This window comes from Agrobacterium leguminum, assembly GCF_005144435.2.
Classification (GTDB): domain Bacteria; phylum Pseudomonadota; class Alphaproteobacteria; order Rhizobiales; family Rhizobiaceae; genus Agrobacterium; species Agrobacterium leguminum.
In genome coordinates this window covers 500,424-526,741 of record NZ_CP120216.1, presented here as the reverse complement: position 1 = coordinate 526,741, position 26,318 = coordinate 500,424, and the positions used below count along the sequence as shown (strand labels likewise).

Here is a 26,318-nt window from a genome sequence, read left to right as displayed (position 1 = left end):
GTTTTTTGCAATCATTGTCGGCTCCTTTTTGGCCTCGCGATACGAAAGTAAGTAAACTGTCCGACTTTTTGGGGGGCAAACGATGACCATTTGCCGTAAACCCGTCGATGGCGGACATATTCCGTATTCCCGTTGAATATCCGCCATTCGGAACAGATTTACGAAAGCCCGGAAAACCAACGTTTTACGGACGCCTCGCTGAAATCAGGATCCTAGCACTTTCGTGTCATGGCGCCTAACGACAACTAAAGTTCTCCGCGCTGTCGGTGGACCCGGAGCCGTTGTAGTGCGCAACCTTTGGCCATGCGCACAACGAGCGAGTGCGAACGGTCTTGGTCGGCAGAAGCAGATTCAAGGCAGAGTCGTTGCTGTACTTAGTGGCCAAGATGCTTTCAGGGGGGGCGTTCTTCTCAACCCACTTATCCAGAGCGGTCAGCATATCGAAGCTGTTCGGACCGGGTCCGCCGCGGCAGTGGGCCATCCCAGGCACCATGAACAGCTTCACTTGATCGGCGGTCGAGCCAACCTTATTTCGAACCGAATCGAAGTATTGGATTGTGCTATCTGCTGGTATACGTCCGTCCATCCATCCGTGATACATGAGCAATTTTCCCCCGTGCTGGGTGAACTCAGTCAGATCAGGATGGTGAGAGTCGACGATTGCTCCGATCCGCTGCAGGGCGATGGGGTAATCTTGTTCAAGGTCGAATTGCGACTGGGTCCAGTTCGCGTCCTGGTAGACCAAGTATCTGAACGTGTCGCCGCCGAATTCTCCGATCCCCGATGCAGTGCCGCCAAAAGGTCCGTTTACGTTTTCGGATATGTTCTCGCCGCCCATTGCAAAGCCGACGAAGACCGATGTTCCATCTGCCAGGTGCGGCCCCCTGTAAATGTTCTTGAGGGCAACCACTTCTGCGCTGGTCAGACAACTCGCATTGTCGCCAGCAGAGCATTGCAATTCGGTCGGATCGAAGTTGCACGACCTCGGATTCTCGAGGACGCCATCTGCAACGCCGTCCAGCATGTCGCACTTTGCGAGCACTGCGTTGGCGACAAGGTCAAGCTTCTTTGTGATGCCAGAAGCGCCAGGGGTCCGAAACACTTGCTGATAGTCCCAGGCGAAAGATGACATTAGCCCGGTCCAATCTGCGGCAGGTGCGCCGGCGATGATGCCGTCGTAGTCCTCAGGATAGCGACTCGCTTCCATCAAGGCATCACGCCCTCCATTCGAGCAGCCTTGGAAGTATGCGCGACTTACCCTACTCCCGTAGTAATCCGCCACCGCCTCTTTCGCAAAGACGGCAACCAGATGGTTGGCAAGGTGGCCCCATTCCGCAACCTGCTGGGCTTGCCCCCGCGCCCAGGATGCTCCCGGTTCGTCGTGGCCGGCGTTGGTGGCGACACCGGCATATCCCTGTGACAAGGGTAGCGCCAAGGACTGAACGACATTGCCTAATCCGCCGGAATAGCCACTGCCACCTGCGGCCATTAGCTTCTCATTCCATTCGTTGGGCAGCCACATTTCCGCAACGATGTTGGATGTCGGTGTTGAAGTTACCTTGGCGCGAACCTGGCAGAAGTCTTTAGGCGCTACGGTGCCGTGGGTGCCGAGAAGCGATCCCTTGGTCACGTACTGAGCGGTGGTTACTGTGCCAGACTGGAGTTGCTTACCGACGTAGGCTTCACAGGTCGCCCGTCCTGCTTGCACGGTTCGGTCGTCCGCAGAGCTGCTCCCTCCGAAGCTAGCAACGATGGTTGTGACAGTGAGTGTCACTAAGCCTGGTTTGAAAATCATCATCTCCTCCAAAGTGGATCGAACAGGTGAAGCGCTTGCGTCGCCTGATCCATAGCTCACGCGCTCTTGCGATCTCGGGCAGCAACTGCTCGCTTGCCCGTAAGGTTTTTTATTGCTCAACCCAAGCCGGTTACCAAGGGATCAATAGCGGCGAGAGGCTTGCAGGCTACTGCTTCGGTCGGGCGAAGGGCGCCCAGTGTGGCGGAGACGCCTCCACAATATCGCGAATGTTTGCCGGTTCGGGGAAGCCGGTCAGCGCTTGACCGGTGCCCACTTGGCTCGCGAAACGGATCATGTGGGACGTCATGTAGTCGATGTTCGCCTGACCCCACTCATTCTCCCCATGTGGCCCCCGAATCGCGAGTATCGCCTTGGGGCCGGTCGCCCGTTTATAGGCCTCAAATGACCCTTCAAGGCTTTCCGAGAAATCCCAAAGGCCGCGTCCAATGAACAGCGACGGCCAGGACGGGATTGACGTGAGGATTTCGCTTGTGGCGAACATCTGCACGTTGAGATCGAGCCGACGCGATGCCTCGACCAGGGATTCGATGGGCGCACGATAACCAAGTCCGCCGGGGAACGGCGCCAACAAGAGGGCACCGAGCACGTTGAAGCCGTAAGTGGGCGAGCTTGAGCCGTTTTCCCGCTCGAAGTCGCAGCCGCCACTGAAGTTCTTGTGCATGGCCCAAGTCGTCACCATGCAGCCCTGAGAGGCCCCGGAAATGAAAACCGGAAGCTCGCGGGCGGTAGCATACCCTGCCAACAACATTCCCGCCGTTTGGTCGCCCTGCGAGACAACACCGTCAGGCGTTAGGATTCGCAGGCCTTTGCCGGTTTCCATCGCCGTCAGGACCCGGAACAGGTCTTCAGCCTGCTCATTTGTGTTGCTGTCATTGTCGCCGCCGGAAATGCCATGTCCGCGTTTGTCCAGCGTCAACACGTCAAATCCGGCTTGATTGAACCGGTAGATGTAATTATTGCGCCAACTCCCCGTTCCCCACTGTTCGCTCCCCTTGCCACCCGGGTAGACGGACTGGATCCAGCCCCTCGAGACTTCATCCCAGTAACACGGGATATCACCGGGTTGGTCGATAGTGGTGGTCTCGATCGAACGTCCCCCAGTCAAGATCACCAGGATGCGACGGCGACCGCCCTTGCCGTCATCGACCCCGGTCCCTGCCAGATGCCAACCCCGTATCTTGATTGGATCCGTCAAACCCATATGAAGGACCTCGTGCGGCTCGCGCGGAACTTCGACTTCAACAATCGTTGTTACAGCCTCGGCCGCTGCAATCGGCTCGTTCCACGGATATTGCTCGAAGAAAGCAGGGCGACGGATATCGCGGAGGTCAACATCCCCCTTGGCGTCAATCTTTCCGCGAGGATCCATGCTTCCGGTTACATGGAACTCGTGGGGAACGATGATGTTGTCGCGCACCGCACGAACCGACGCCATAGTCTCAGCATCGCCCGATGCTTGCCGATAGCGCTCCTTGATCCGCGCATCCGTGAATTCCTCGACGAAGAAGTCGCCGGAATACCCTTCCGGAGCAAACTGAGCCATCGGCGTAAAGGGCACCAGAACACTTTCGCCATTCGGCTCTGTCACGCGATAGGCCGGGAAATCGTTATTTTGGTCCCAGCCGATGCTCACCATGCCGTCTGGTTCGGGCTGCCCGGCTGACACGAAGGGACCAGCGGGAGGAAAAGGAACCTGGCGGAGCTTTTTCATTCCAATCAACCAGTCGAGATCGGCCCCTGTAGCGTCAGTCATCGTCATGTGCCTTTTGCTGGAATGTTATTCAGCGTCGTCTTCGAGGCTGGCCAGATCCGCTTCGATCGCAGCGGTGTCGTCGCCGCCGGCCATGAGGTTCAACACCTCGTCGCGAGTCTTCTCCCCGCGACGGAACTTAGCGAGGACCGTGCCGTGAGCGAGGACCACAAAGCTGTCGCCAACGAGCATGGCGTGCCGGGCATTGTGGGTGATGAACACGATGCCGACGCCGCGCTTCCGGGCGACCTTGACCATGGCCAGGACCTTGGCCGCTTCCTTGACGCCCAGCGCCGACGTTGGTTCGTCGAGAATGAGGACCCTGGCGCCGAAATACATGGCGCGGGCAATGGCCAGGACCTGACGTTCGCCACCGGAAAGCGTTCCGACCAGCTGATCACCGCTCGTAACCCGGGTGATCCCGAAGCTGCGCATTTCCTCGACAGCGATCCTGTTTGACTTCTCCATGTCGATAAACTTAAACGGACCCCATCCGAAGATGGGCTCAGCTCCCAGGAAGAAGTTGCGACCGACGGACATAAGCGGGATGCTGCCGACGTCCTGATGCACCGTTGCAATGCCGTTGGACCGCGCCTCGCGCGGATCTGCGAAATGCGTCGGAGCACCGTCGAGCAGAATCTCACCCGTAGACGGGGCATGAAAGCCCGACAACACCTTGATAAGCGTGGACTTACCCGCACCGTTGTCGCCCAGCAGGCAAAGAATTTCGCCGGCAGCGACTTTGATCGAGACGTTCGTCAGGGCGACGATACCGCCGAAACGCTTGGAAACTTCGCGGAGTTCAATCAACGCAGTCATTGCTTAATCTCCTTAGCGCGACGTTAGAGCTAGCTTGCGGAAGTAGCTGTTGGCGAGAACCGCACCGAGCAACAGGCCACCCAGGAACAGCTGGACCCAATCGGTATTCCAGCCGGTGTAGAATATCCCCACGCTGATGATGCCATAGAGGGCAGCACCAAAGGCCACGCCGATCGCAGAACCATAGCCGCCGGTCAGCAGGACGCCGCCGATCACCGCAACAATCGGCGCCTGGAACACATAGCCCTGTCCATTGGCCGCGTTGCCGGAATGAAATTCGATCGTCTGGATGATGCCGACAAGCGAGGCGGCAAGGGCTGTGCCAATGAAAAGGATGATTTTGACCCGAGAGGTGGGGACGCCGGCACCGCGTGCAGCGACGAGATTGCCGCCGGTCGCGTAGATCCAGTTCCCGAAACGGGTGCGGTTGAGCATCACGGCGACAGTGATTGTCAGCAGGATCCACCACACGATGGCGATATTGGCCTGACCCCAGCGGGCCGCGAATACGAAGTCCGCCGTCGGTGACGTGACCATCGAGGTCGATGTGGTGTTGGTGAAAAGACGCGAGAGCCCGAGTGCGGCGCCGGCAACGCCGAAATTGGTGGCCAGGGTGACAATGAAGGAGGGAAGACCGGTCCGGTCCGTGACATAGCCGTTGAAGAAGCCCACCGCCGCCGCAAAGGCCAGGGTGATAAGGATCATCACCCAGACATTGACCCCGTAGAGATTGCAGCCGATCGCCATCAGGATCGAACTCGCGCCCAGGATCGCTCCGATCGACAAATCCAGCTCACCGGCGATCATAAGTAGACCCACCGCCAGAGCAATTATCCCCAATTCTGCGGCGGTGTTGAGCCATGCGGCAGTGCCGTTGAAGCTCATGAACCGAGTTTCGGCGGTCACGATCGCGAAGAAGATGTAAACGATGACTATGGCGAAGAAGGCGCCAGCCTCAGGCCGCATGATCAGCCGTTTAATCGGCGACCGAACGCTGCGCTCAGCCACGCGGCTGACCGTTGGCCGCGAAGTTTGCGTACCCATGACGGGGTGCTCCCAGGAGTTAGCTGTAGACAGGAATTGAAGCAGGTGGGCGACGAGGCTCGGTGGTGGTTAGCCACCGGCCTGCCGGGAGGGTGGCTAGTTGGTGCCACGGATACCCACGTATTCTTTGTTCACGTCGATGATCTTCTGGGCGTCGTCCTGGAAGATGAAGCGCGGGCCGACGAAGGTGGGTTCGACCGGCGCAAGGTCATACTTGACCTTGTGATAGGCGATCAGAATGCCATAGTAGCCGTCAAGGTAGGCCTGCAGGTCGACGCCGAACTGCACCTTGCCATCGCGAATCCCCTCAAGGACGGCGGTTGAAAGACCGGAACCGCCAATCTTGATGGCGCCCTTTTCGTGGCCGGCTTCCTCAGCGGCCTGGGCCGCGAGCGTCGTCTGGGTCGCACCCAGCGTCATGATGCCGTCAATCGACGAGTCGGCTTCCAGCGAACCCTTGATGGCTTGTAGGTTTGCCTGCGGATTCTGCGCATCTTGCATGGCGATCGTCAGCACCTTGCCCTTGCCGCCGGCATCGGTGATCGACTTGACGTAGGCGTTACAGAGCGATTCCAGCGACGGATTGCCCGGTACGTGGTTGACGCAGAGGCCGTTTTTCACGCCGGCCTTCGCCTGAATTTCTCCCGACTGAGTCCCGATTTTCTCAGGGTCGTAACCGACGTAGGTGAGTGCCCCGACATCTTTCCAAGTCACGTAGCCGCCGTCCTGGATGATGATCGGAAGTCCCTGTTCCGTTGCCCGCTTGATCATCGGGCTTGTCGCGTCAGGGAAATAGTTGCCGGCGACGATCACGTCCGGACCGGATGCGATAGCCTGGTCGAGAATGCGCGCGAGGTCAGCCTGGATATTGTTGGCATCCTGGACGGTCGAATATTGGTACTCAATGCCAAGATCCCGGGCAGCATCATCGGCACCCTTCTTCAGCGCGCTGAAAAACGGGTCGAACAGAGGGCCGGACACCATGATGATGACAGGATCTTTTGAGTCAGCCAGAACCGGCTGCGAAATGAGTGCGGAAACGACGGCAGCGACCAGGGCAGCCCCACGCATGTTGAACATCTTTTTCCTCCCTAGCCCGCGAGGGCTTTCCCCATATGCGGCTTCGGTGCATCATAAGCCGTGCAGGAATTAGTTCTATTCGGGAAATAATATCCCTGTCAATTGCGAATGGTGTTTAAACTATGGACCATATGGGAATAAGTAGCATTTTCGATATCAACGAAGCGACCCAGGCGGAAGCAAGGGTGATCAAGTTGCTTAGCCAGCGGTCGGGATTAAGCGCAGCCGAAATTTCCCGGTTGACCGGACTATCGAAATCCACTGTCGCCCGCGTCGTGGAGCAGCTGCGCCAGAACGGACTTGTTGTTGAGACCGTCCGTCATGGGGAAAGCGCCAGCAAGAGGGGGCGGCCGGGTACCATTCTGACCTTGAACCCGGCCACCGGCACCTGCGTTGGACTCCTGCTCGGACCGACATTCATCGATCTGACCATCGCGGATGTCTCGCATGCCGTGCTTCTGGAACGCACCATCGAGATCGAGCAGGACTATTCAGTTGAAAAAGGCTTGGCCGCAGTCGTCGATCTGGTGGAAAACGCCTACGAGGAAACGGGCCTCGCGCGCGACCGGCTCCTTGGAGTAGGCGTCGCGGTGCCGGGACCCGTGGATTTTCACACAGGTCGGGTGCTCCGCTCGAGCATGGTTCCTGTGTGGGCCGGTACGGATGTAAGGGCTCTGTTCGCCTCTGCTCTGCAGACGTCGGTCTTTGTCGACAATGAATCAAACTGCGCGGCAATCGCCGAGATGACATGGGGCGCGGCTCGCGGCCACAGCGAATTCCTCTACTGCAAACTGGATGTTGGTATCGGCGGTGCCCTCATCGTCAACAATCAGATTTTGCGCGGCATCGCTGGAGCGGCAGGGGAAGTCGGCCACATGATCTTTGATCCAAACGGCCCCTTGTGCCGCTGCGGAAATCGGGGCTGCGTTGAGCTTTACGCGGGATGGAACGCCGTTATTGAGCCCGCAAAAGGCCGCTTCGGCCCCAACGTGCGCTTTCACACTATCGCCGAGCACGCCATCAATGGCGATGTTGGTTGCCGCCGTCTGATCGAGGACGTCGCCCTCGTCGCGGGTCGAGCCCTCGCCAGCGTGTGTGCCGTCCTCAATCCCCCTCTTATCGTCTTGGGCGGCCGCCAGCTGCAAGCCGAAGACATCCTGCTAGCGCCCCTTCGCGAAAGCTTCGCTCGTCATGCACTCATCAAGCCATATGAGATCGATACGCCTTCTATGACCCAGATCGTTCCCGGGCACTTCCGCAACAACCGTGATACCGCCCTTGGTGCGGTGGGGCTGGTGTTGCAGAACTCCGGTCAACTGCTCTGAAAGAGCCGCAGTCCCGCGTCCTGACCGCCATCGCCCGCGAGATCGCCGGCTTTATCTGGGACATAGCTCGCAGACTGCCGATCCCGGCCTGATTGCCGCTAGTAACCTTCTGCCTGTGGAGCATGCTGGCAATGGCGGTCAAAAGATCAGGGAACCCTCGACACACGCTGGGATAAAAATCCGTTCTTAGAGAGGGGAGGTCTTCTGTGCTGCGCTCCTCAATGCCCAGCCGACGGGGTTTTACGCACTCGCCCAAATCGTGCACGATCACGGTGTTGAGGTCCGCCCGTCTGTGTCAACGCGAGCCGCTGAGATTGCACCTTGGAGCCAACGGAGACGACGGCCGACTTGCAGTTCGCCTTGGCTGCGCATGGTCAAGGGGGCTCGCCAATGTTGATGTGGCTAATTGGCGCGGCACGGGGGGGTTATCTCTTCACCACGGCTTCCGAACGCGAGCGGGCGGCTGTGTCGGAGCGGCCGAGAACCTCAGGCGGTGAGGTGGTCGAGGATAATGGGCATGTTGGATTGACCTAGGCTCAGGACTCATTAATTGAGATAGAAGCAGCATGTTGCGGCGATGAGGATAGCTGAGAAGAAGGTATGGGCGCATCGGTCATACCGGGTTGCGATGCGTCTCCAATCCTTAATTCTGGCGAACATGTTTTCGATGCGGTGTCGCTGTTTGTAGAGGGCGGCGTCGTACTCGATGGGTTGGCGGCGGTTTCGTTTGGGCGGGATGCAAGGGGAAATTCCCTTTTCTTTCAGTCCAGTGCGGAACCAATCGGCGTCATAGCCGCGGTCAGCCAGCAGTTCCTTGGCCTTCGGCAGGCGCTCGATGAGCGCCCGCGCGCCCTTGAAATCGCTGACCTGCCCTTCGGTGAGCAGGAGCAGCAAAGGACGGCCAAACCCGTCGGTGACGGCGTGAAGCTTGGAATTCAGGCCGCCTTTGGTGCGTCCGATACAGCGGGAAAGAGCCCCTTTTTAAGCAGGCTGGCCGCTGTTCGATGGGCTTTAAGATGGGTGGCATCGATCATCAGTCGATCGGGCTTTCCCTCCTTGCCGGCGAGCGCCTCGAAGATGCGGTTGAACACGCCCATGCGGCTCCAGCGAATGAAGCGATTGTAGAGGGTCTTGTGTGGACCGTATTCCTTCGGTGCGTCCTTCCACTGAAGCCCATGCTTTATAACGTAAATGATCCCGCTGACGACCTTCAGGTCATCAACGCGTTCGACGCCGTGGGACAGAGGGAAATAAGGCCGGATCCGCCCGAACTGCGACGGCGTCAGCAAATACAAATCACTCATGACAGCACCTCCTGCCATGTTGAATCAGAATCCGACCGAAAGCGGAAGCCTGTTAATCAATAGGTCCTGAGCCTAGCCATCCCATCTGAATCCTGCGTGCCGATCTTCGAACGGCCGCATCGTCACCTGCGCGAGGCGATACAGGTGCGCGATGGCAAATGGCTTAAGGTCGCCGGGCCTCATTCTTGTCCGCCAGCGGCCGGGCTCGGCGAAAGGCGGGCTGCCGAAGGGGCCGCGCCGTGCGACGTCGTCGATCGTATCTGCATCTCGACAGATCAGGGCAAAGACGCGGGATCTGCATCCAGAGGTGGAATGACAGGGTTCCACATACTGCTCCTATCAAGACCTAAAATGATTGCCACCTAATCAACCGGGATGCTCTGACTCACACTGCGCACACTCGACGAACACATTGACGGCTTCCCGCAAGATAGGTGCCAGATGACGGCCCTTTTGCCAGAAAACCACGTAGTGATAGAGGGCGCTCGGCTCAAAGGGGCGGACGTCTACTGGGAAGGGCGCAAACTGGCGGGCGGCGAATGTGTTGCTGCTCGAAATGCCAAGCCCTGCAGCGACGAAACTGACCTCCTGGCCGACGACGTCGACCTGTATCGCGAGATGCGGCTCCGCTCCCATATATCTCAGGGCGTTCTCGTTCATAAGATGGGATTGCATCTGGGGTTCGACATCCGCGAGTGGTTCTCCTACGAGGTCTTCAGGCCTGATGATATCCATTTGGGTAAACCGGTGGCCACGGGGGAATATGTACACATTGGTCGCGGTCGTTGCCGGGCACCAGTCGAAGACGTTTCCGTCGAGCGGCAGGCGGGCAAGCCCGAGATCCGCTCGACCTTCGAGGACATGATCCGTTACCTCCCGGTAGGTGCCGGACTTGAGATGAACCGACGCGACCGGTTGTCGTGACCGCAGCTTGCGGATGGCGTCGGGAAGGAACTTGAGCGAGAAGACATACGGCGCCGCAATGCTGATCGTGTCGCTGTCGATCCCTTTCAGAGAGACGACGGTCTTCGCAATCCGTTCCATTTGCACGAAGGTCGCATCGGCATCGCGAAAGAGGGTCATCGTCTGAGCTGTTGGAGCGAGGCGTCCCTTGTCGCGCACGAACAGTTGCACGCTGAGCAGAGCCTCCAGCTGCTTGATCTGCTGGCTGACGGCAGGCTGGGTGATGTCGAGCGCCTTCGCAGCCGCCCGCTCCGAGCCTGTCCTGACGACCTCGCGCAGGATCTGAAGCTGGCGGAGCGTGACGCCCGTTTTCGCGATTTCCACCATGATGATGCTTCCCCGCAGCGTGCAGATATCGCTCTGCATGCGTAAAGTTCTACTTATACCTTGTTACGTCAATAGGCGTCCTCAAAGTCGGAGCGCCGTTCGCCATATAAGCTGAGCTTATCGAAAAATAATCTCGCTTATAAATTGACCCTGTGAACGCGGCAGGCAATTGTACGCCCATAGAGCCGCCGCGACATCGAAAATCGAAAGCGAAAGGGTGGTGCCGCTCGATGCGTGCAGCAATAGCGTTGTCGTGTCCCGCATTCGGCGTGCCTTGTGCAGGCGGCAGGCCGTTTCCCGCGGAGATATGGAGTGATGCGTGAAGCGATGATGGAACAGGTTCCGGCATATGGCATTCGCGCCGAGCGCATCGAGAAGCGGATCGGCGGCAACGATGTTCTGCGGGGCGTCGACCTCACCGTCCGGCCCGGCGAGATCCTCTCGATCCTCGGCAGCAGCGGCTCTGGCAAGAGCACGCTTCTCCGGTGCCTCAATCTCCTGACGGTTCCCGATCGTGGCGACATCTGGGTGCATGGCGAGAAGCTGGCGATCCGGGCCGCATCGCGCCACGGCGGGCAGGCCGGCATCCTTGATCATCGGCAAGTCCGAAGGGTTCGGGCTTCCATGGGCATGGTGTTCCAGAACTTCAATCTCTGGCCCCACAAGACGGCACTTGAGAATGTCGTGGAAGGTCCGATCCTCGTAAAGGGAGTTCGGCGCAGTGCCGCTGCCGATCTCGGGCGTCACTACCTCGCCAAGGTCGGGCTCTCGGACAGGGCTACCGCCTATCCGCGTCATCTTTCCGGCGGCCAGCAGCAGCGCGTGGCGATCGCCCGTGCGCTTGCGATGGAGCCGCGGGTGCTGCTCTTCGACGAGCCGACCTCGGCGCTGGACCCGGAGCTGGTCGGGGAGGTGTTGCGCGTCATGGGGGCGCTTGCGGGGGAGGGGCGCACCATGGTGATCGTCACCCACGAAATGGCCTTCGCGCGCGAAATCTCGACACGGGCCGCCTTTATGCATCGCGGGTTGATCGAAGAGGAAAGCCCGCCATCGGAATTCTTCTTCTCTCCCGTCTCGAGCCGCCTTCGCGGCTTTCTCGCCTCACATCGATAGAAAGGCTGCGCGCATGAATGGTTTCGTGGTGCAGTTCGTCAACGGACTGAATACGACGGTACTGCTGGCGCTTGTCAGTGGCGCACTTGGCATGGCGCTCGGATTGCTTGCCGCCGCAGGGCGATTGTCGCGATGGAGGGCGGTAAGCCTCGCAGTCGGTTTTTACACGACGATTATTCGCGGGGTGCCCGAGCTCATCATCATCCTGTTGATCTATTTTGGCGGAACGGTCGCCATTAGCGCCTTCTTCGGTCGCTATGTCGAGGTCAACGCGTTTCTCGCCGGGGTCGTTTCTCTTACCGTCGTCTTCGGCGCCTACACGGCGGAAATTTTCCGGGGCGCGGTACTCAGCATACCCACGGGGCAGATCGAGGCCGCCCGCTCGCTCGGGCTGCATCCCTGGCAAACCTGGCTGCTGGTCATCCTTCCGCAAATGCTGCGCATCGCGCTCCCGGCACTTGCGAACCAGTGGATCTCCCTCGTCAAGGAAACGTCGCTGATCTCGATCGTTGGGCTGACGGATATCATGCGGGTTGCCGCCATCGGCGCGGGCTCATTACGGGCGCCGCTGACGTTCTACCTCGCCGCATCGGCGCTCTATCTCACATTGACCAGTCTCGCGCTGGTGATCTTCAATCTCCTCGAACGGCGTTTCGCCGTTCCTGGACGATGAGGCGCCACATCATGGATATCACGCTCCTCCTCGCCAGCACTCTCACGCTTGCCGGCGGCATTCCGCTGACGCTCCTCCTGACATTCGCATCGCTTCTCGCGGGCTTTGTCCTCGCCGTGCCCCTGGCCTTCATGCGCGCGTCGTCCCGAAAGTGGTTTTCTCTGCCTGTGTTCGCCTACACCTATGTGTTTCGCGGCACGCCGTTGCTTGTCCAGCTTTTCATTATCTATTACGGCCTCGGCCAGATCGGCGCCATTCGCTCAAGCGTCCTCTGGATCCTGCTGCGCAATCCCTTCTGGTGCTGCCTGCTGGCTCTTTCCCTGAACGGCGCCGCCTACACGACGGAGATTTTTCGCGGCGGAATCCAGGCCGTGGCCACAGGGATGATCGAGGCAGCACAGGCGGTGGGCATGTCCCCGTTGCAGATCAAGCGCCGGATCATCTTCCCGATTGCCTTCAGAAGCGTTCTTCCCTCCTATGCCAACGAGGTTATCAGCCTCGTGAAAGCGACGTCGCTCGCCAGCACTGTGACTTTGCTGGAGATAACCGGCCTTTCGCGAAAACTGGTCTCGGAAACCTTTGCACCCTACGAGATCTTCATTGCCGCCGGCGTACTCTATCTCGGCCTGACCTTCCTCCTGCGATCCTGCAGCCCATAGAAATCTATCGCGCTGCACCGATCTTCTTCGGGCTCGGCAATTTTCTCTTCCATCTCAATGAAGGCGAGGTGGTGTGGAGTGCGCCCGATGTATGGAAGAGTGTTGTGGCGACATGCCGCTTCGACGCCAGCGCTCGCCTTCAGTCCATCGATCTCCATCCCATTGTCATCGGTGGCGAAGGGTTAGACGCTAACAACTATCATGAGCGGATCGTTCCGGTTCCCGCCCCGGAAAGGCTCGCAACGGAGATAATCGAGGACTTGGCAACCCGGTCGCAGTCACATGGTGTGTCAACCACCCTCGCGGAACGCTGCGGAAAGATATGGGCTGTGGAAGGATAGGGTCGGGTTATACTGGCGGAACGTTGAAGCTCCGTATCCACGTAGAATAACATGATAGGCTGGAACTCAGTCTTCGCTATTGTCCCCGGCGACCCTTTCCTTTGAGACCCACGCTCGCATTCCGGGGCGGGAGGAGCTCTCTCGTAAGATCAACTCCCCCGGCAACAGAGTGATCGTGGGAGGCGGCAAAGGCGGGGCAGCTTCCATCAAAGCAACCAGACGCTCCACCGCAGCTTTTGCCAGTGTTGCACCATCGTTCCTGACGCTGGTCAAGGTCGTATGCGAGAACTCGCCGAATTCGATATTATCATAGCCCACTATCGAAAGTTCTTCGGGAACTGAGATCCCGTTCACATTAGCCCACCGCATCGCACCAAGAGCGAACATATCGGATGCGGCGAATATGGCTGTCAGTCCGAGCTTTCGCTCGGCCAGTGCGCTCATGGCGTCGAAGCCGGCTGCCATGCTGAAGCCGACCGGTTCGAAGATTTGTCGATCGTCCAGAGGCAGGCCATGGACGCGATGGGCATGCCTGAAGCCCTCCAGCTTTAAGGGCTTATCCTTGATTGGCCCCAAGCCACCGATCTTCGTATGGCCAAGGGCGATGAGGTGCGTTGTCGCGTTATAGGAGGCCTGGAACTCGTCAACACCAACCGCGTCGAGCCCCGTGTCGCGAGCGCCGACAAGCATCACGATCGGAAAGTTTCGCTCGCGCAGGCGGCGCAAATGGTCAAGGCTGGTATGATCGACCGGGTAGATCAGCAAGCCGTCGACCATATGCCGCCGGAACATTTCAATCGCTGCGGTTTCCTGTTCCGGCGTACTGCTCGTCGCGAACAGCACGCTGTAACCACGTTCCGACATCTCGCGTTGTAAGGCGGTAGCAACGGCTGTCGGCTGAGGATTGGTCAGATATTCGACCAGCATTCCGACCGTATTTGTGCGTTTCAGGACAAGTGATTTCGCCGAGTTGTTAGGGACATAGTCCAAAGCTTCGGCCGCTTTGACAATGATCTCGCGGGTTGTCTGTGAAATTCGCGTGCTGCCCCTCAACGCAAGCGACACCGTGTTTACCCCGTAACCGGTCTTCGCCGCAATGTCCGCCAAGGTCGGTTTTCGGTCCTCTTTCAACATCATCTCCCTGTTGCCGGCCACGTCATCGTCCATAGCGTAGAAAATTACGCTTGCGAAGACACTGTAGTATCGCTACTACATATTTATGGCGTAACCTTACTACGTTATCGCCTTGGAGGCGACCCTTGGAGGAGGGGACGGGCCAGGGTTCGCCGTGAAGGCGCTGGCCGCCGCAGATCCGGCGCGCCGGGAGGATTCGAAATCCGGGAGGAGGATTAGGGATGCTTCATATCAGGAAAGCCGCCGCTTACGGTCTGACCGTCTTGCTGCTTACGACAGCCGCGCGTGCGGAGGATTTGAGCGTCGAGGTTTATAGCAACTGGGTGTCAGGCGGAGAGTCGGCCGCACTCAACGCTATCGCGGCCGCCTTTGAGGCGAAAGGCGGCAAATGGATCGACAGTGCTGTCCCCGGCGATTCCCTCGCTCCGGCGATCACGCGAATCGTCGCCGGCAATCCCATGGGCGCGGCGAAGTTCAACACCGGCACCGATCTTGATGAGCTTTATAAGGCCGGGCTTCTGTCAGACGTCGATCAAGTGGCCGCGGATCAGAAGTGGCAGGCGCGACTTCCCGACTTTGTCTGGAATGCGATCACTCGCGACGGTCATGTCTATGCCGTGCCGATCAATGCGCAGTCGGAGGTTTGGCTATGGTACTCCAAGCCGGTTTTCCAGAAGTTGGATCTCCAGGAACCGAAGACCTACGACGAGCTTTTTGCGGAGTTGGACAAGATCAAGGCAGCCGGAATCATTCCCTTTGCCGTCGGCGGACAAGCCTGGCAACTGAATATCCTTTTCAACAAGATCCTGGTCGGCGTTGCACCCGAAGCGTATCTCGGGATGCAGACCGCGGATTTCGAGGCGGCGATCGAGTCCGACGGGTTCAAGAAAGCCGCCGAGATATTCGGCCGCCTGCGCGCCTATGACGATGAAGGCAGCCCAGGCCGCCAGTGGAATGTTGCCGCCAATATGGTTGCCACCGGTCAAGCGGCCATGATGGTGATGGGTGATTGGGTCAAGGGCGAGTTCTCGGCGGCGGGGAAGAAGCCAGGTGTCGATTACGGGTGTATGCTCGGCCCACAGAATGATGCGGTGATCCTGTCAGGCGACGCCTTCATCTTCCCGAAGCTCGACGCGCAGCGTCCGGGCCAGCTCCTGCTGGCGTCCGTGATGCTCGATCAAGCCACTCAGGTGGCGTTCAACAAGGCGAAGGGCTCGATGCCGAGCATTCTCGACGCCGATGTCAGTCAGATGGACGAATGCACCCGGAAAGCGATGGCCGTGCTTCAAAATCCGGCCAAGCGCGTTCCCGCCAATTCCTACATCCTCTCGGCCGATCGCCGGCAGGGGATGCAGAATGCGATCACCCAATATTGGAGTAACGAAGGAGCGACGCCGGAGAGCCTGGTGAATGCGATGCTTGAGACGTTCCACTCTACGAACTAGTGCGAGACCGGTTCGGGGCCGCATGCTTGGTCTCGGCCGGCCAATCTCTTTCACAGCTCATTGGATCTGATGGAGCACACCATGGCTCTTCCTGTTTCGCTACGGAAATTACCGGCCGTGATTGCCATGACGCCGACAATCTTCTTTGTCGTCGTCGTGCTTTGCTTCGGCCTCATGTGGACGATCTGGACGTCGTTTACCACGTCCAAACTCTTGCCCAGCAACGATTTTGCCGGCCTTGCCCAATACTCGCGTCTCTTCGCTTCGGATCTCTGGCAGGTTGCCATCGTCAATGTTGCCGTCTTCGGGATTCTCTTTATCGGGGGCTGCCTGCTGCTCGGCTACGTGCTTGCCGTACTGCTCGACCAGGGTATCCGTTTTGAAGACGGGTTCCGGACGATCTTTCTGATGTCAGCCTCGCTGAGCTTCGTGGTGACCGGGATCGTCTGGCAGTGGCTCTTCGACCCGACCCACGGGATACAGGCGGCTGTGCGGCAATGGGGGTTTTCAGGCTTCCGCTTCGACTGGCTGACCCGCGAGCAGACCGCAATCTATGCGCTTGTCGGCGCGGGGATCTGGCAGGCCACGGGTCTTGGCATGGTCATCATGTTGGCCGGGTTGCGCGGCGTGGATCAGGACATCTGGAACGCCACGCGCATCGACGGCGTATCCAAATGGCGTGTCTATGTCTACGTCATCCCCGCGATGATCCGCCCGATGATCGCAACCGCAGCCGTGCTCCTGTCGCTGACGGCGATCAAGATTTACGATCTTGTCGTCGTCATGACGGGCGGCGGGCCCGGTATCTCCACGGAAGTGCCTGCGAAATACGTGATGGACATGTTGTTTCAGCGCTCGAACCTCGGACAGGCGACGGCCGCTGCGACCATGATGCTTCTGGCGACCTCGCTTCTGGTCGGCCTGCCATGGCTGATCGTTCGTCTCCATCAGAAGCGCTCGGAAGAAGGACCTCATGCATGAACAGCGTCATTCCCGAAGGTCGAAAGCCTCGTCGCCTTTCGCCCGAGCGCCTTGCGATCTATTTCTTCCTCAGCGTCTCCGTCATCGTCTTTCTTCTGCCGGTCTATGTGATGATTGTCACATCGCTGAAGCCGATGGACGAGATCCGTACCGGCAACCTCTTTGCCTTACCGAGAGATCCCACTTTCGCGGCTTGGGCCAAGGCATGGTCGGGCGCCTGCACCGGAAGGGTCTGCGAGGGCATCCGGCCCGGCATGCTCAACTCCTTCAAGATCGCCATCCCCGGAACGCTCTTTCCGGTGATCCTCGGCGCGGTGAACGGTTATGCGCTATCGTTCTGGCGGTTTCGCGGAGCCAATCTGGTATTCACGCTGCTCCTGGTGAGCACCTTCGTCCCGATCCACGTCTTCATTTTCCCGCTGGTCCGCATGATGACGGCCGCCGGGCTCTTCGGAACGCTGCAAGGCATTATCCTTATCCATACAGGCTTCACGCTGCCGATCATGACACTTCTCTTCCGTAACTTCTACGCCGCAGTGCCGGAAGAAATGTTCAGTGCGGCGCGGGTCGATGGCGGTGGGTTCTGGTCGATCTTCACCTATGTGCTCCTGCCGATTTCCACGCCGATCGTCATCGTCGCCGTGATCCTGCAATTCACCGGCTCGTGGAACGATTACCTCTTCGGGTTGATTTTCGCCGGCCGCGAGAACCAGCCGATGACGGTGCTGCTGACCTCGATCGTCACCAGTCAGTATGGCGAGAAAGAATACAATGTGAACATGGCGGCCACGATGCTCTCGGCCGCTGTTCCCCTCATCGTTTATTTCGCCTCCGGCCGCTGGTTCGTCCGCGGCATCTCAGATGGCGCTTTGAAAGGATAAGCCCATGAAAAAGAGCATGGAAAAGGGCGAGGCCAAAGGGGTTTCGGTCCGAAAGGTGCGCGTCTCTTACGGCGCCTTGCACGTGATCCGCGAGCTGGATTTCGAGATAGCGCCAGGCGAATTCGTAGTTCTTCTCGGTGCGTCCGGCTGCGGCAAGTCAACGCTGCTCAGCGTCATTGCCGGATTGAGGGAAGTGAGCGGCGGGCAGATCTGGATCGGTGACGAAAACGTAACATGGCACGAACCCAAGGACCGCGACATCGGGATGGTCTTCCAGTCCTATGCGCTCTATCCGCAAATGACGGTGCGGGGAAATCTTTCGTTCGGCCTGCGCATGGCAGGCGCTGAAAAGTCTGTCATCGAGGAACGTGTCAGGGAGGCGGCCGAAATCCTTCAACTGACGAACCTTCTCGATCGCAAACCCCGGCAACTGTCCGGCGGGCAGCGGCAGAGGGTGGCGATCGGGCGGGCTCTGGTGCGCCAAGCCGGCGTTTTCCTCTTCGACGAACCCTTGTCCAACCTTGACGCCAAGCTGCGCACCGAACTGCGCGGCGAGTTGAAGCGGCTCCATAAACAGCTCGGCGCCACTATGATCTTCGTCACCCATGACCAGATCGAAGCCCTGACGCTGGCGGACCGAATTGCTGTGATGGAAGGCGGAGTGATCCGGCAGTTCGGTACCCCGAAAGACATCTATCGCCGGCCGGAAAACCGCTTTGTCGCGGGATTCATCGGATCGCCCGGTATGAACTTCTTCGAGGGTGAGATCGATGTGCACGGAGCCGAAGCGCGTTTCACCGGGCGCGGCTTCGAATTGCCCTTAATTGGCTATGATTTCTCCTCAACGCCAAGGCCTGGCAAAGCAACCCTTGGACTGCGCCCGGAACATGTCGGTACTCGGCCGAACGGGCAAGCTCTGTCTCAGATCACCAGCCCGATCCTGTCGGTCGAGCCGATGGGCGCTGAGACCCTCCTTTGGGGACGCCTCGGTGACGAGGCGCTCTCGATCAGGGTCGACTCGCTGCGGGGTTTCGATGAGGCTTCCCGCATCACTTTTGAAATTGATCCAGCTCTGGTTTCGCTCTTCGACGCACAAAGCGGGCAGCGGCTCTAAGCACCCGCGGTTCACTTCACCCTCCACCCGAAAGGATAATGCCGATGACTGATGCGGATGAGAATGGTTTCGTCCCAATTTTCGATGGCAGCACGCTGAACGGCTGGTTCGCGACGCCGCGTACCTATGGCCAGATGTGGCCGGGCGGCCCGACTGTGCAGGACGCTCATCCGGATGCCTTCCCGGCCGACTACAACGAGCAGGCTGCCCTGCATCCAGCAGTCTGGACGGTCGAGGATGGCGCGATTGTCGGCCGGCAGGACAGTCCCGGCAGCGGCTGGGGCGGCTATCTTGTCTCAGAGAAGACCTATGGCGACTTCGAACTGATCTTCGAGGCCAAGCCTGACTGGCCCGCCGACACCGGGATCATGCTGCGCAAGAAGCCTCACACCTTCCACGGCCTCCAGGTCCTGCTTGACCACCGGCAATCCGGCTCGATCGGTGGCTTTTATGGCAATGGTATCGGCGGCTTTCACGCCGTGCCCTTCGCGCTCGATGTGGTGCTCGACGACGTTGGAAAACCCATCGGCCTCTGCCAGGACGACCCGAAAACCTCAATCGAGCCCTTCACCCGGGCCAAGCGTGATTTGCTGACCGAGTCCTGCTCCGTCGAAGATTTTCTCTCGACCTGGAAATTCGGCGACTGGAACGCCTTTCGCGTTCGGATCGTGGGGGGCAAGCCGAGGGCCTCAGTGTGGATCAATGGATTGCTGATTGCCTCCATCGACCTCGCCACGATCAAGTTTCCGAACTACGACGCCGATGCGGTTGCCGATTTCCTTGGGCCCAAGGGACATATCGCTTTCGAGGTTCATGACAACGACAAGAGGCTGGGCGAGGGACGCTGGGGCCGCACCGCCGCTTGCCGCTGGCGCAATATCCGCATCAAGGAGCTTTGAGCAATGCCAGAGACCGCCGACATCGGCTGGGGCATCATCGGCCCAGGCTGGATTGCCCAACTGTTTGCCGAAGATCTCGCCCGCACCACCGGTGCGCGCTGCGTCGCGGTTGCTTCCCGCGATCTCGGAAGGGCCAAAGCTTTTGCCGAGCGCCACGGCATCGCGACGGCCTATGCTGATTACGCCGCGCTCGCAGCTGATCCACGGGTCGACATCGTCTATATCGCGACGCCGCACAGCCATCATCATGCCCATGCCCGGCTGATGCTGGAAGGGGGCAAGCCGGTGCTCGTCGAAAAACCCTTTGCGATGAACGCATTGCAGGCAGCCGATATCATCCAGCTCGCCCGGACGCGCGGCCTCTTCGTGATGGACGCCATGTGGACGCTCTGCAACCCGCTGTTTCGCAGGCTGGCAGGTGTCATCGCGGCAGGGGACATCGGGGTGCCGCGTGCCTTTGCGGCCTCGATCGGACCAATGGGCGCGACCAGGGGGCATCGCATCGAGGATCCGGATCTGGGTGGCAGCTTTACATTGGAATGCATGGTCTATCCGATGAACATCCTCGCCGGACTTGCTCCAAACCTCATGACGGGAGCGCAAGTCGCCGCATCTGCCCTGCTCACCGAGCGCGGCGTTGACAGCGGTTCGATGATACAGCTGAAGAACGATGATGGTTATGCCACGATGTCGGGGGGCTTCGTGCTGGGCGCGAAAGGCAGCGGTTCGTCAGGTTTCCAGCTGATCGGGGACGAGGGCTGGCTTGCGGTCACCGACAATCTCTTCAATCCAGGGCAGGCACTGATCAGCGCCCGGGGCCGCGAGTTGGAGGAGATCAGCGAGCCTTCCAACAGGGAACGCTACCGCTGGGAAATCGAGGAGGCCGGACGCTGCCTGCGGGCGGGTCGGGGTGAAAGTACTCTGGTGTCGCATGATTTGACGCTGGGAGTGATGCGCTTGTTGGATCAAGCAGTGATCCAGATCAGAGGAGGGCTCCTGCCGTGAAGATTCCACCCCGCGAACTGGCTGGAGGCCAGCGCTGCCAAGTTTGGATTCATGACACGATCACCGGCGAAAACCGCATGATCCTGGAGACGACGGACCTCCTGCTGGAGGCGCCGAACTGGACGCTTCAGGACGATGCGTTGATCCTGAACGGGAAAGGGCTGCTCTGGCGCCTGCCGCTTGACGAACCTCGCCTAAAGGTGATCGACCTGCAGGGGGTACCGCCGTTGAATAACGACCATGTGCTGGACCCGGACGGGGCGCATATCTTCGTTTCGACCTACGACAACTGGCAGCTATACCGTGCATCGCTTTCGGGTGGGAAGGCCGTTCAGATCTCCGGCAAGGAAGGCCCTGACGGACTCTTGCACTTCCTGCATGGCGTTTCGCCTGACGGGCGGCAACTTGCCTTTGTCGGCGTCCAGGCGCGGGCTACCGACGACAGCTTCACCTTCCTGTCGGCCGAGATCTGCACTGTCGGGTCGGATGGACGCGGATTTCGTCAGATCACCTCGGGCGGGGCACCCGCTGATGGGCCGGAATATAGCCCCGACGGTGCCTGGATCTATTGCAACACCGAAGCTTTTTCGGGTCATGCTCAGATCGCGCGCATGAGGCCTGATGGATCTGAGATCGAAAGGCTGACCCACGCACCGACTGTCGACTGGTTCCCGCACTTGTCGCCTGATTGTGAGCTTGCAGCCTATCTCGCCTATCCACCTGGAACCAAGGGACATCCGGCCGACCTCTGGGTCGAGCTGAAACTGGTGCGTGATGGCGATTGGTCCGCCGCCACCACGGTGGCGCGGATATTCGGGGGCCAAGGAACGATCAACGTCAACAGCTGGTCGCCCGACAGCCGCCGATTTGCTTTCGTGGCCTATCCGATGGATTGAACTCATGTCGGGCCGTGCATGTTGGCAGCATGGCCCGACCTTCTCGAACAACAAGCTGGAAGACACCCACGATGAACCACACGCTCGATACGCTTGCCGAAGAGCTGAACGACCTGCAGCTTTTGACGTTCGATTATGATTTCGCCTGGAAGCTTGGTTGCATCATGCAGGCGCAGGCGGCCGCCCGCTCGCTGCCGGCGGCAATCACCGTTGCTCACGGAACCGACGTGGTGTTCGCCCTGCTGATGCCTGGCGCGACTCCCGACAATACGGACTGGGCGGCCCGAAAACGCGCCGTCGCTCATCGATTTCATCGCAGCTCGCTCGCGATGCGATTGGAAGCCGAGCAAGGAGGATATGATTTCAATCGCCGTTTCCGGCTGCCGGAAACCGATTTCGTAGCCAGTGGCGGCGGGTTCCCGCTGATGCTCAAGGGCGGCACGCTGATCGGGACCGTGGGTGTCAGCGGACTTCCCGATGTCGAGGATCATCTGCTTGTGACCAATGCGCTGCGGGAGTTGCTAGGGCTGGATCATTGAGCGGCTTCGGTCGACGCGCGGAAATTCTCAATCTTTGATGCAAGAAGCAGCACGGAATTCAAACGACTCAAAAAGGAGTATCTGGTCATGATGGTAAAATGGGGAATTTTGGCGACGGGTTGGATTGCCGAGTTGTTTACCAAGGACCTGATACAGACCGGTCATGCGGTAGCAGCGGTCGGCTCCCGCGCGCAGGAAAGTGCCGATCGTTTCGCAAAGGCCTTTGGTATCGCAACCGCGCATGGGAGCTATGAAGGGCTGGTGTCCGATCCCAATGTCGATATCGTCTACATTGCCACACCGCATCCTCAGCATGTCTCCGCCGCGAAACTCGCGCTTAACGCCGGGAAGCACATTCTTGTCGAGAAGCCCTTCACTCTCAACGCCGAGCAGGCCTCTGAAATCGTGAACCTTGCTCGCGCCAAAGGTCTGGTTGTCCTGGAGGCGATGTGGACACGTTTCCTTCCGCACATGCGCCGTATCCGTGAGATCATCGCCACCGGCGCTATCGGCGAGGTCCGCTCCATCACCGCCGATCATCGCCAGAAGCTTCCCGACGATCCGACGCACCGGTTAAACGCGTTGGAACTGGGTGGTGGCGCTTTGCTGGACCTGGGCATCTATCCTATCTCCTTCGCTTGGGACATTCTGGGCAAGCCTGCCTCCATAAAGGCGGAAGCGACATTCCGCGACACTGGGGCAGATGCGCAGGTCGCGACGGTCTTTCGCTATCAATCGGGCGCGATTGCAACGACGTTGTCTTCCAGCGACAGCAGGGGGTCAAATCGGGCGAGCGTGGTTGGAACGAAAGGGCGGATCGAGATTGACCGCGTCTGGTATGCGCCAACCACCTTCCGCCTATACGACAATGACGACAACGTTCTTGAAACCTTCGACGGTTCGGTTGCAGCTCGCGGGATGCAGTTTCAGGCTGAAGAGGCTGAGCGCCTGATCACCAGCCAGGTGCTCGAAAGCGAGATCATGCCGCCTTCGCAGTCTGTCGAAATCATGGCCACGTTGGACGCCCTGCGCTTGCAGATTGGACTGCGATACCCTGGTGAGCGCTGAAAATAGCGCTGCTTTGCGTGAGACCGTGCGGATTTCGCGGTGGGAGTCACCGGAAATTGATCGGAGCGGCATCATCGGCCCTTTCTCCTCTTTGTGGTCACAGCATTCTTCGCCGCGTTAAGGGCGCGCTTTCTGAAGCCTGATAGTCTTGTGATCGGCGGCCAACGTTGAGGATAGGTCTCGAGCCTTTTGGAGTAAGGTCTCTGTGTTCCTGCCTCCTACGGCCATAGTCTTCGGATGGAACTGTATTCTGGAGGAACGGTTGTTTTGCTGAGAGGGCGCAGGGGGGACGCGCAGATTGAGTTGCTGATCGTAATGTTGAAGGAGGGGTACTGTTGCAACCCGCCAGAGGAGGACGCGGTATGGGTACTTCAAGTTTGAATAAGTGCAGGTTGATGGAATGGAGCAGCCTATTTTTGCTGGTGACTCGTGTGCTTGCCGTATTGGCTGTCGTTGGTATCGTGATGGATGCGAATATGGTCTATGCACAAAGGGACAAGCCTCTGAGACACTTCATGCAGGATGGGGCCGAGACTGCAGATGAACCCCGTTATGGAGACAACAAGGCGGCTGGTCACTACGCTGATGCCGGTGACGCCAAGATCTACTACGAAGTCTATGGGAAAGGCTCTCCGTTAGTCATCCTCCACGGAGGCGTCTTCGGCTCGATGTTCGAGATGCACGAGTTCATAAACAGGCTCGCGAAGGACTACGAGATTATCGCGATTTCGACTCGTGGTCATGGTAAGTCCGAAATCGGTTCGAAGCCCGTCACGTACGAGCAGCGCGCCAACGACGTCATGGCCGTGGTAAATCAAGTGACTTCAGATAAGTTTACCTTGCTGGGTTTCAGCGACGGCGCCTACACCGGATACAAGGTCGCCAGCATGTTCCCTGATCGCGTAGTCAAGCTCGTGGCGATCGGTGCGGGTGAGCAGGTTCCCGGCCTTCGCAAGGTGGTTCTGAACACGGATGAAGCCTTCAAGCTGGACCCGCCATATTGGGAGCAGCAACAAGCTCTGATGCCGGAACCGAAGCGCTTGGGCGAGTACTGGAAGAGCCTGGAGATTTTCTACAACACCATGGTCGCAAGCAAGGAACTGTTTGCCAGCATCAAGTGCCCGGTACTCGTAATGGCCGGGGAACGCGACATGAATGCTCCGCTGGCGACCATTATCGCGGCTTATCAGATGATTCCGAACAGCCAGCTCAGCATTATTCCCAATGCACCGCATCCGGTGTTCCTCGTGAACTTTCCGGCGGTCTGGGAGGCGATGGAACCATTCTTGCAGCGTTCTTGAATGGCTTCGTCTGAACGGAGAGCCATGGCACTGCGGTGCTGGTGAGCGTACGTGCTAGATTAGGCCGCTGTGAAATGCATAACGAAGAGGCGCTGGTTCGCACCAGCGCCTCTTATTGACGAGGGCTGCGGAGCCGTCGTTGACGTCGGACGCGTTGCCTGCCGTGACCGTAGCACTTATTCACCGTATTCAACTTCGCAAGCACCTCGATGCTCGTTGCGTGTGGATACTCGTCCTTGGCTATCCACGGGATCGAGCATTTGCTCCACGAGCAATGGTTCATTCTTCCTCCTTCGATGGACGTGTATGAATGCGAGATCTGTCGGTATTTGCATAAGGATCACCTGCTCGTCATGCCAACCGTTCCGGGTCTTGAAGCGGGCGATCACCTTGTCGCGCATCCGGACGACACTTTCGTGCGCGGCCTTCTGCATTCTTGAATAAACCTTCGTCGCCCCACCCGGTATCTGTCGACCGCCTGTCTGTGCTAGACTTGGCGTAAACGACCACCGCGTGGGTCAACAGCGCAGATGAATGCGCTTACCAAGTGTCAGACGCCTGCTCCCCGACTGCGATGAGCGATGCCTTGACCGACTCAGGTCAAGCTCCACTGAAATCGCTGCATGGGAACGCCGAACGGCCTTTGACAGCTCCGACGTTGCTCCCGTCATCATCTGTGTGAGGTCGAAGCTTTCTTCTCTCGCTGCAGGCCTGACTTCTCTAGGAAGGGAGTGCGTTTTCTCCACACAACGCTACGTCCAAAGCGATACAAAAACAAATGCAGCTTGCTATCCGCAATAATTCGCACATAAATATCTCCAAATTCTCGAAAACAGCAAAAATGAGATCACGGTGGATAAGTGGACCGAACTTGAAGTCTTCAATCACGTGGCGGAGTTCGGCAGCCTCAGTAAGGCAGCCGATGCCCTCGGAATGTCGGTGTCATCGACGAGCCGTCATCTCCTCGCTCTCGAAGAGAGGCTGAATGTCCGATTGGTTCAGAGAACCACCCGTCGGCTCAACCTCACCGTCGAAGGGGAACGATTCTTCGGTCAAAGTCGGGACTTCATCCTAGGCATGAAGGAGGCGGAGCAAAGCGTAAGCGACGTCGCCGTAAATCCAACCGGGCTCCTTCGCGTAAGCGCGTCGCTCTCGTTTTGCATACTCCATCTGAACCCGGCTATAAGCGCATTTTCGAAGATCTATCCAGATGTGAAGTTCGAGGTGCTCGCTTCTAACAGGTACTACGATATCATCGAAAGCGGGGTAGACGTTGCGATCCGGACGCGCCGTGTGGAGGCCGATTCATCAATTACAATCAGGCGCCTGGCCGAGACCCGCCGACTCCTTGCAGCATCGCCAGCCTATTTGGCTCGCCGGGGTGCCCCATTACACCCCGAAGAACTCTCGCAGCACGACATGCTACTCTATAATCTTGCTGATAATTGGAACACTCTGTCCTTCAATCGCGGAGAAGACAGTGCCGCAATTGAGGTCAAGGGACTGATCAGTGCGAATGACGGTCAAGTGCTTGTGAAGGCTGCGCTTGACGGAATGGGGATATTGGCCCAGCCCACCTATATTATCGATGAGTATCTTCGTTCCGGCCAATTGGTGAGGGTACTCGACGACTGGGACCTGCCGAGACTGACGATGAACATCGCCTTCCCGACCAGAGCGCATCTGCCGGCTCGGACGCGACTCTTCATTGAGTTTCTGGTGAAGCACTTCAAGGAACGAGACTACGAGTCCGAATGGACCCGGTCTGACGGCGATTATCCTGCGGCATGACTTCTATCGCTCCCCTTGTTGCCAATTTTAGGAAAGACTGAGGCTCGTCC

General features: G+C 58.7%; 24 protein-coding genes and 1 pseudogene. 17 read left to right on the top strand and 8 right to left on the bottom strand.

The annotated features are described in order from the left end of the window. Positions 1-235: 235 nt before the first annotated feature. The 5 genes from CFBP4996_RS29145 to CFBP4996_RS29125 all read right to left on the bottom strand — a co-directional run bounded on the left by CFBP4996_RS29145 (position 236) and on the right by CFBP4996_RS29125 (position 6,509). Entirely contained in the window at positions 236-1,795 is a 1,560-nt protein-coding gene (locus CFBP4996_RS29145) for a tannase/feruloyl esterase family alpha/beta hydrolase (RefSeq protein WP_162936165.1), read from the bottom strand. A gap of 166 nt (positions 1,796-1,961) precedes the next feature. Further along, positions 1,962-3,575, bottom strand: a complete 1,614-nt coding sequence (locus CFBP4996_RS29140; RefSeq protein WP_080855378.1) for an alpha/beta fold hydrolase — start codon at positions 3,573-3,575, stop codon at positions 1,962-1,964. A gap of 18 nt (positions 3,576-3,593) precedes the next feature. After that, on the bottom strand, positions 3,594-4,385 hold the full coding sequence (locus CFBP4996_RS29135) for an ATP-binding cassette domain-containing protein (RefSeq protein WP_080855377.1): 792 nt from the start codon (positions 4,383-4,385) through the stop codon (positions 3,594-3,596). Between the two features lie 12 nt (positions 4,386-4,397). Beyond that, on the bottom strand, positions 4,398-5,429 hold the full coding sequence (locus CFBP4996_RS29130; RefSeq protein WP_080855376.1) for an ABC transporter permease: 1,032 nt from the start codon (positions 5,427-5,429) through the stop codon (positions 4,398-4,400). A gap of 96 nt (positions 5,430-5,525) precedes the next feature. Further along, positions 5,526-6,509: a sugar ABC transporter substrate-binding protein gene (locus CFBP4996_RS29125; RefSeq protein WP_080855375.1), complete on the bottom strand. Its 984-nt coding sequence runs from the start codon at positions 6,507-6,509 to the stop codon at positions 5,526-5,528. A 122-nt stretch (positions 6,510-6,631) separates the two neighbouring features. On the opposite strand from CFBP4996_RS29125, the gene CFBP4996_RS29120 reads away from it, so the two are divergent. Next, on the top strand, positions 6,632-7,834 hold the full coding sequence (locus CFBP4996_RS29120; protein ID WP_080855374.1) for an ROK family transcriptional regulator: 1,203 nt from the start codon (positions 6,632-6,634) through the stop codon (positions 7,832-7,834). A gap of 546 nt (positions 7,835-8,380) precedes the next feature. Here CFBP4996_RS29120 and CFBP4996_RS29110 read toward each other — a convergent pair. After that, positions 8,381-9,138, bottom strand: a protein-coding gene (locus CFBP4996_RS29110; RefSeq protein WP_121490377.1) for an IS5 family transposase whose coding sequence is annotated in 2 segments (ribosomal slippage) — positions 8,381-8,805 and positions 8,805-9,138 — 759 coding nt in all. Because the reading frame shifts where the segments join, the coding sequence is not laid out codon by codon here. A gap of 106 nt (positions 9,139-9,244) precedes the next feature. Here CFBP4996_RS29110 and CFBP4996_RS29615 point away from each other — a divergent pair. Continuing rightward, positions 9,245-9,355, top strand: a pseudogene (locus CFBP4996_RS29615) (OB-fold nucleic acid binding domain-containing protein); the annotation flags it as partial. Between the two features lie 149 nt (positions 9,356-9,504). Here the strand turns inward: CFBP4996_RS29615 and CFBP4996_RS29105 are convergent. Continuing rightward, the gene (locus CFBP4996_RS29105; protein WP_233283485.1) at positions 9,505-10,467 is read right to left on the bottom strand and encodes a LysR family transcriptional regulator; all 963 of its coding nucleotides are present in this window, start codon (positions 10,465-10,467) and stop codon (positions 9,505-9,507) included. Positions 10,468-10,743: 276 nt separating this feature from the next. On the opposite strand from CFBP4996_RS29105, the gene CFBP4996_RS29100 reads away from it, so the two are divergent. From CFBP4996_RS29100 to CFBP4996_RS29090, 3 genes are read left to right on the top strand one after another with little or no spacing between them, the layout of a single operon-like run. Next, positions 10,744-11,541: an ATP-binding cassette domain-containing protein gene (locus tag CFBP4996_RS29100; RefSeq protein WP_080855371.1), complete on the top strand. Its 798-nt coding sequence runs from the start codon at positions 10,744-10,746 to the stop codon at positions 11,539-11,541. A 13-nt stretch (positions 11,542-11,554) separates the two neighbouring features. Continuing rightward, a complete protein-coding gene (locus CFBP4996_RS29095) occupies positions 11,555-12,214 on the top strand; it encodes an ABC transporter permease (RefSeq protein WP_080855370.1) in 660 nt (219 codons plus the stop codon). A gap of 11 nt (positions 12,215-12,225) precedes the next feature. Continuing rightward, complete coding sequence (locus tag CFBP4996_RS29090) at positions 12,226-12,873, top strand: ABC transporter permease (protein ID WP_233283486.1); 648 nt, start codon at positions 12,226-12,228, stop codon at positions 12,871-12,873. A 407-nt stretch (positions 12,874-13,280) separates the two neighbouring features. Here CFBP4996_RS29090 and CFBP4996_RS29085 read toward each other — a convergent pair whose 3' ends face one another. After that, positions 13,281-14,369, bottom strand: coding sequence for a LacI family DNA-binding transcriptional regulator (locus CFBP4996_RS29085; RefSeq protein ID WP_233283487.1), 1,089 nt, complete (start codon positions 14,367-14,369; stop codon positions 13,281-13,283). Positions 14,370-14,569: 200 nt separating this feature from the next. Here CFBP4996_RS29085 and CFBP4996_RS29080 point away from each other — a divergent pair, with 200 nt between their 5' ends. The 12 genes from CFBP4996_RS29080 to CFBP4996_RS29025 all read left to right on the top strand — a co-directional run bounded on the left by CFBP4996_RS29080 (position 14,570) and on the right by CFBP4996_RS29025 (position 26,268). Continuing rightward, positions 14,570-15,793 (top strand): ABC transporter substrate-binding protein, encoded by a 1,224-nt coding sequence (locus CFBP4996_RS29080; RefSeq protein WP_080855369.1) that lies wholly within the window; start codon positions 14,570-14,572, stop codon positions 15,791-15,793. 81 nt (positions 15,794-15,874) lie between these two features. Further along, positions 15,875-16,774, top strand: a complete 900-nt coding sequence (locus CFBP4996_RS29075) for a carbohydrate ABC transporter permease (RefSeq protein WP_080855368.1) — start codon at positions 15,875-15,877, stop codon at positions 16,772-16,774. After that, positions 16,771-17,655, top strand: coding sequence for a carbohydrate ABC transporter permease (locus CFBP4996_RS29070; protein WP_080855367.1), 885 nt, complete (start codon positions 16,771-16,773; stop codon positions 17,653-17,655). The genes CFBP4996_RS29075 and CFBP4996_RS29070 overlap by 4 nt, the downstream gene beginning before the upstream one ends. A 16-nt stretch (positions 17,656-17,671) precedes the next feature. Beyond that, positions 17,672-18,769, top strand: coding sequence for an ABC transporter ATP-binding protein (locus CFBP4996_RS29065; RefSeq protein WP_424243869.1), 1,098 nt, complete (start codon positions 17,672-17,674; stop codon positions 18,767-18,769). Between the two features lie 44 nt (positions 18,770-18,813). Next, positions 18,814-19,668, top strand: coding sequence for a 3-keto-disaccharide hydrolase (locus CFBP4996_RS29060; RefSeq protein WP_080855431.1), 855 nt, complete (start codon positions 18,814-18,816; stop codon positions 19,666-19,668). Positions 19,669-19,671: 3 nt separating this feature from the next. Further along, positions 19,672-20,673, top strand: a complete 1,002-nt coding sequence (locus tag CFBP4996_RS29055; protein ID WP_080855365.1) for a Gfo/Idh/MocA family protein — start codon at positions 19,672-19,674, stop codon at positions 20,671-20,673. After that, positions 20,670-21,569, top strand: a complete 900-nt coding sequence (locus CFBP4996_RS29050; protein ID WP_080855364.1) for a TolB family protein — start codon at positions 20,670-20,672, stop codon at positions 21,567-21,569. Before CFBP4996_RS29055 ends, CFBP4996_RS29050 begins: the two co-directional genes overlap by 4 nt. Before the next feature lie 71 nt (positions 21,570-21,640). Continuing rightward, entirely contained in the window at positions 21,641-22,108 is a 468-nt protein-coding gene (locus tag CFBP4996_RS29045) for a heme-degrading domain-containing protein (protein ID WP_080855363.1), read from the top strand. 87 nt (positions 22,109-22,195) lie between these two features. After that, positions 22,196-23,176 (top strand): Gfo/Idh/MocA family protein, encoded by a 981-nt coding sequence (locus tag CFBP4996_RS29040; protein WP_080855362.1) that lies wholly within the window; start codon positions 22,196-22,198, stop codon positions 23,174-23,176. A gap of 362 nt (positions 23,177-23,538) precedes the next feature. After that, on the top strand, positions 23,539-24,477 hold the full coding sequence (locus CFBP4996_RS29035; RefSeq protein WP_121490376.1) for an alpha/beta fold hydrolase: 939 nt from the start codon (positions 23,539-23,541) through the stop codon (positions 24,475-24,477). Positions 24,478-24,713: 236 nt separating this feature from the next. Beyond that, positions 24,714-24,917 (top strand): hypothetical protein, encoded by a 204-nt coding sequence (locus CFBP4996_RS29030; RefSeq protein ID WP_137396186.1) that lies wholly within the window; start codon positions 24,714-24,716, stop codon positions 24,915-24,917. A gap of 412 nt (positions 24,918-25,329) precedes the next feature. Further along, a complete protein-coding gene (locus CFBP4996_RS29025; protein ID WP_080855360.1) occupies positions 25,330-26,268 on the top strand; it encodes a LysR family transcriptional regulator in 939 nt (312 codons plus the stop codon). Positions 26,269-26,318: the final 50 nt, after the last annotated feature.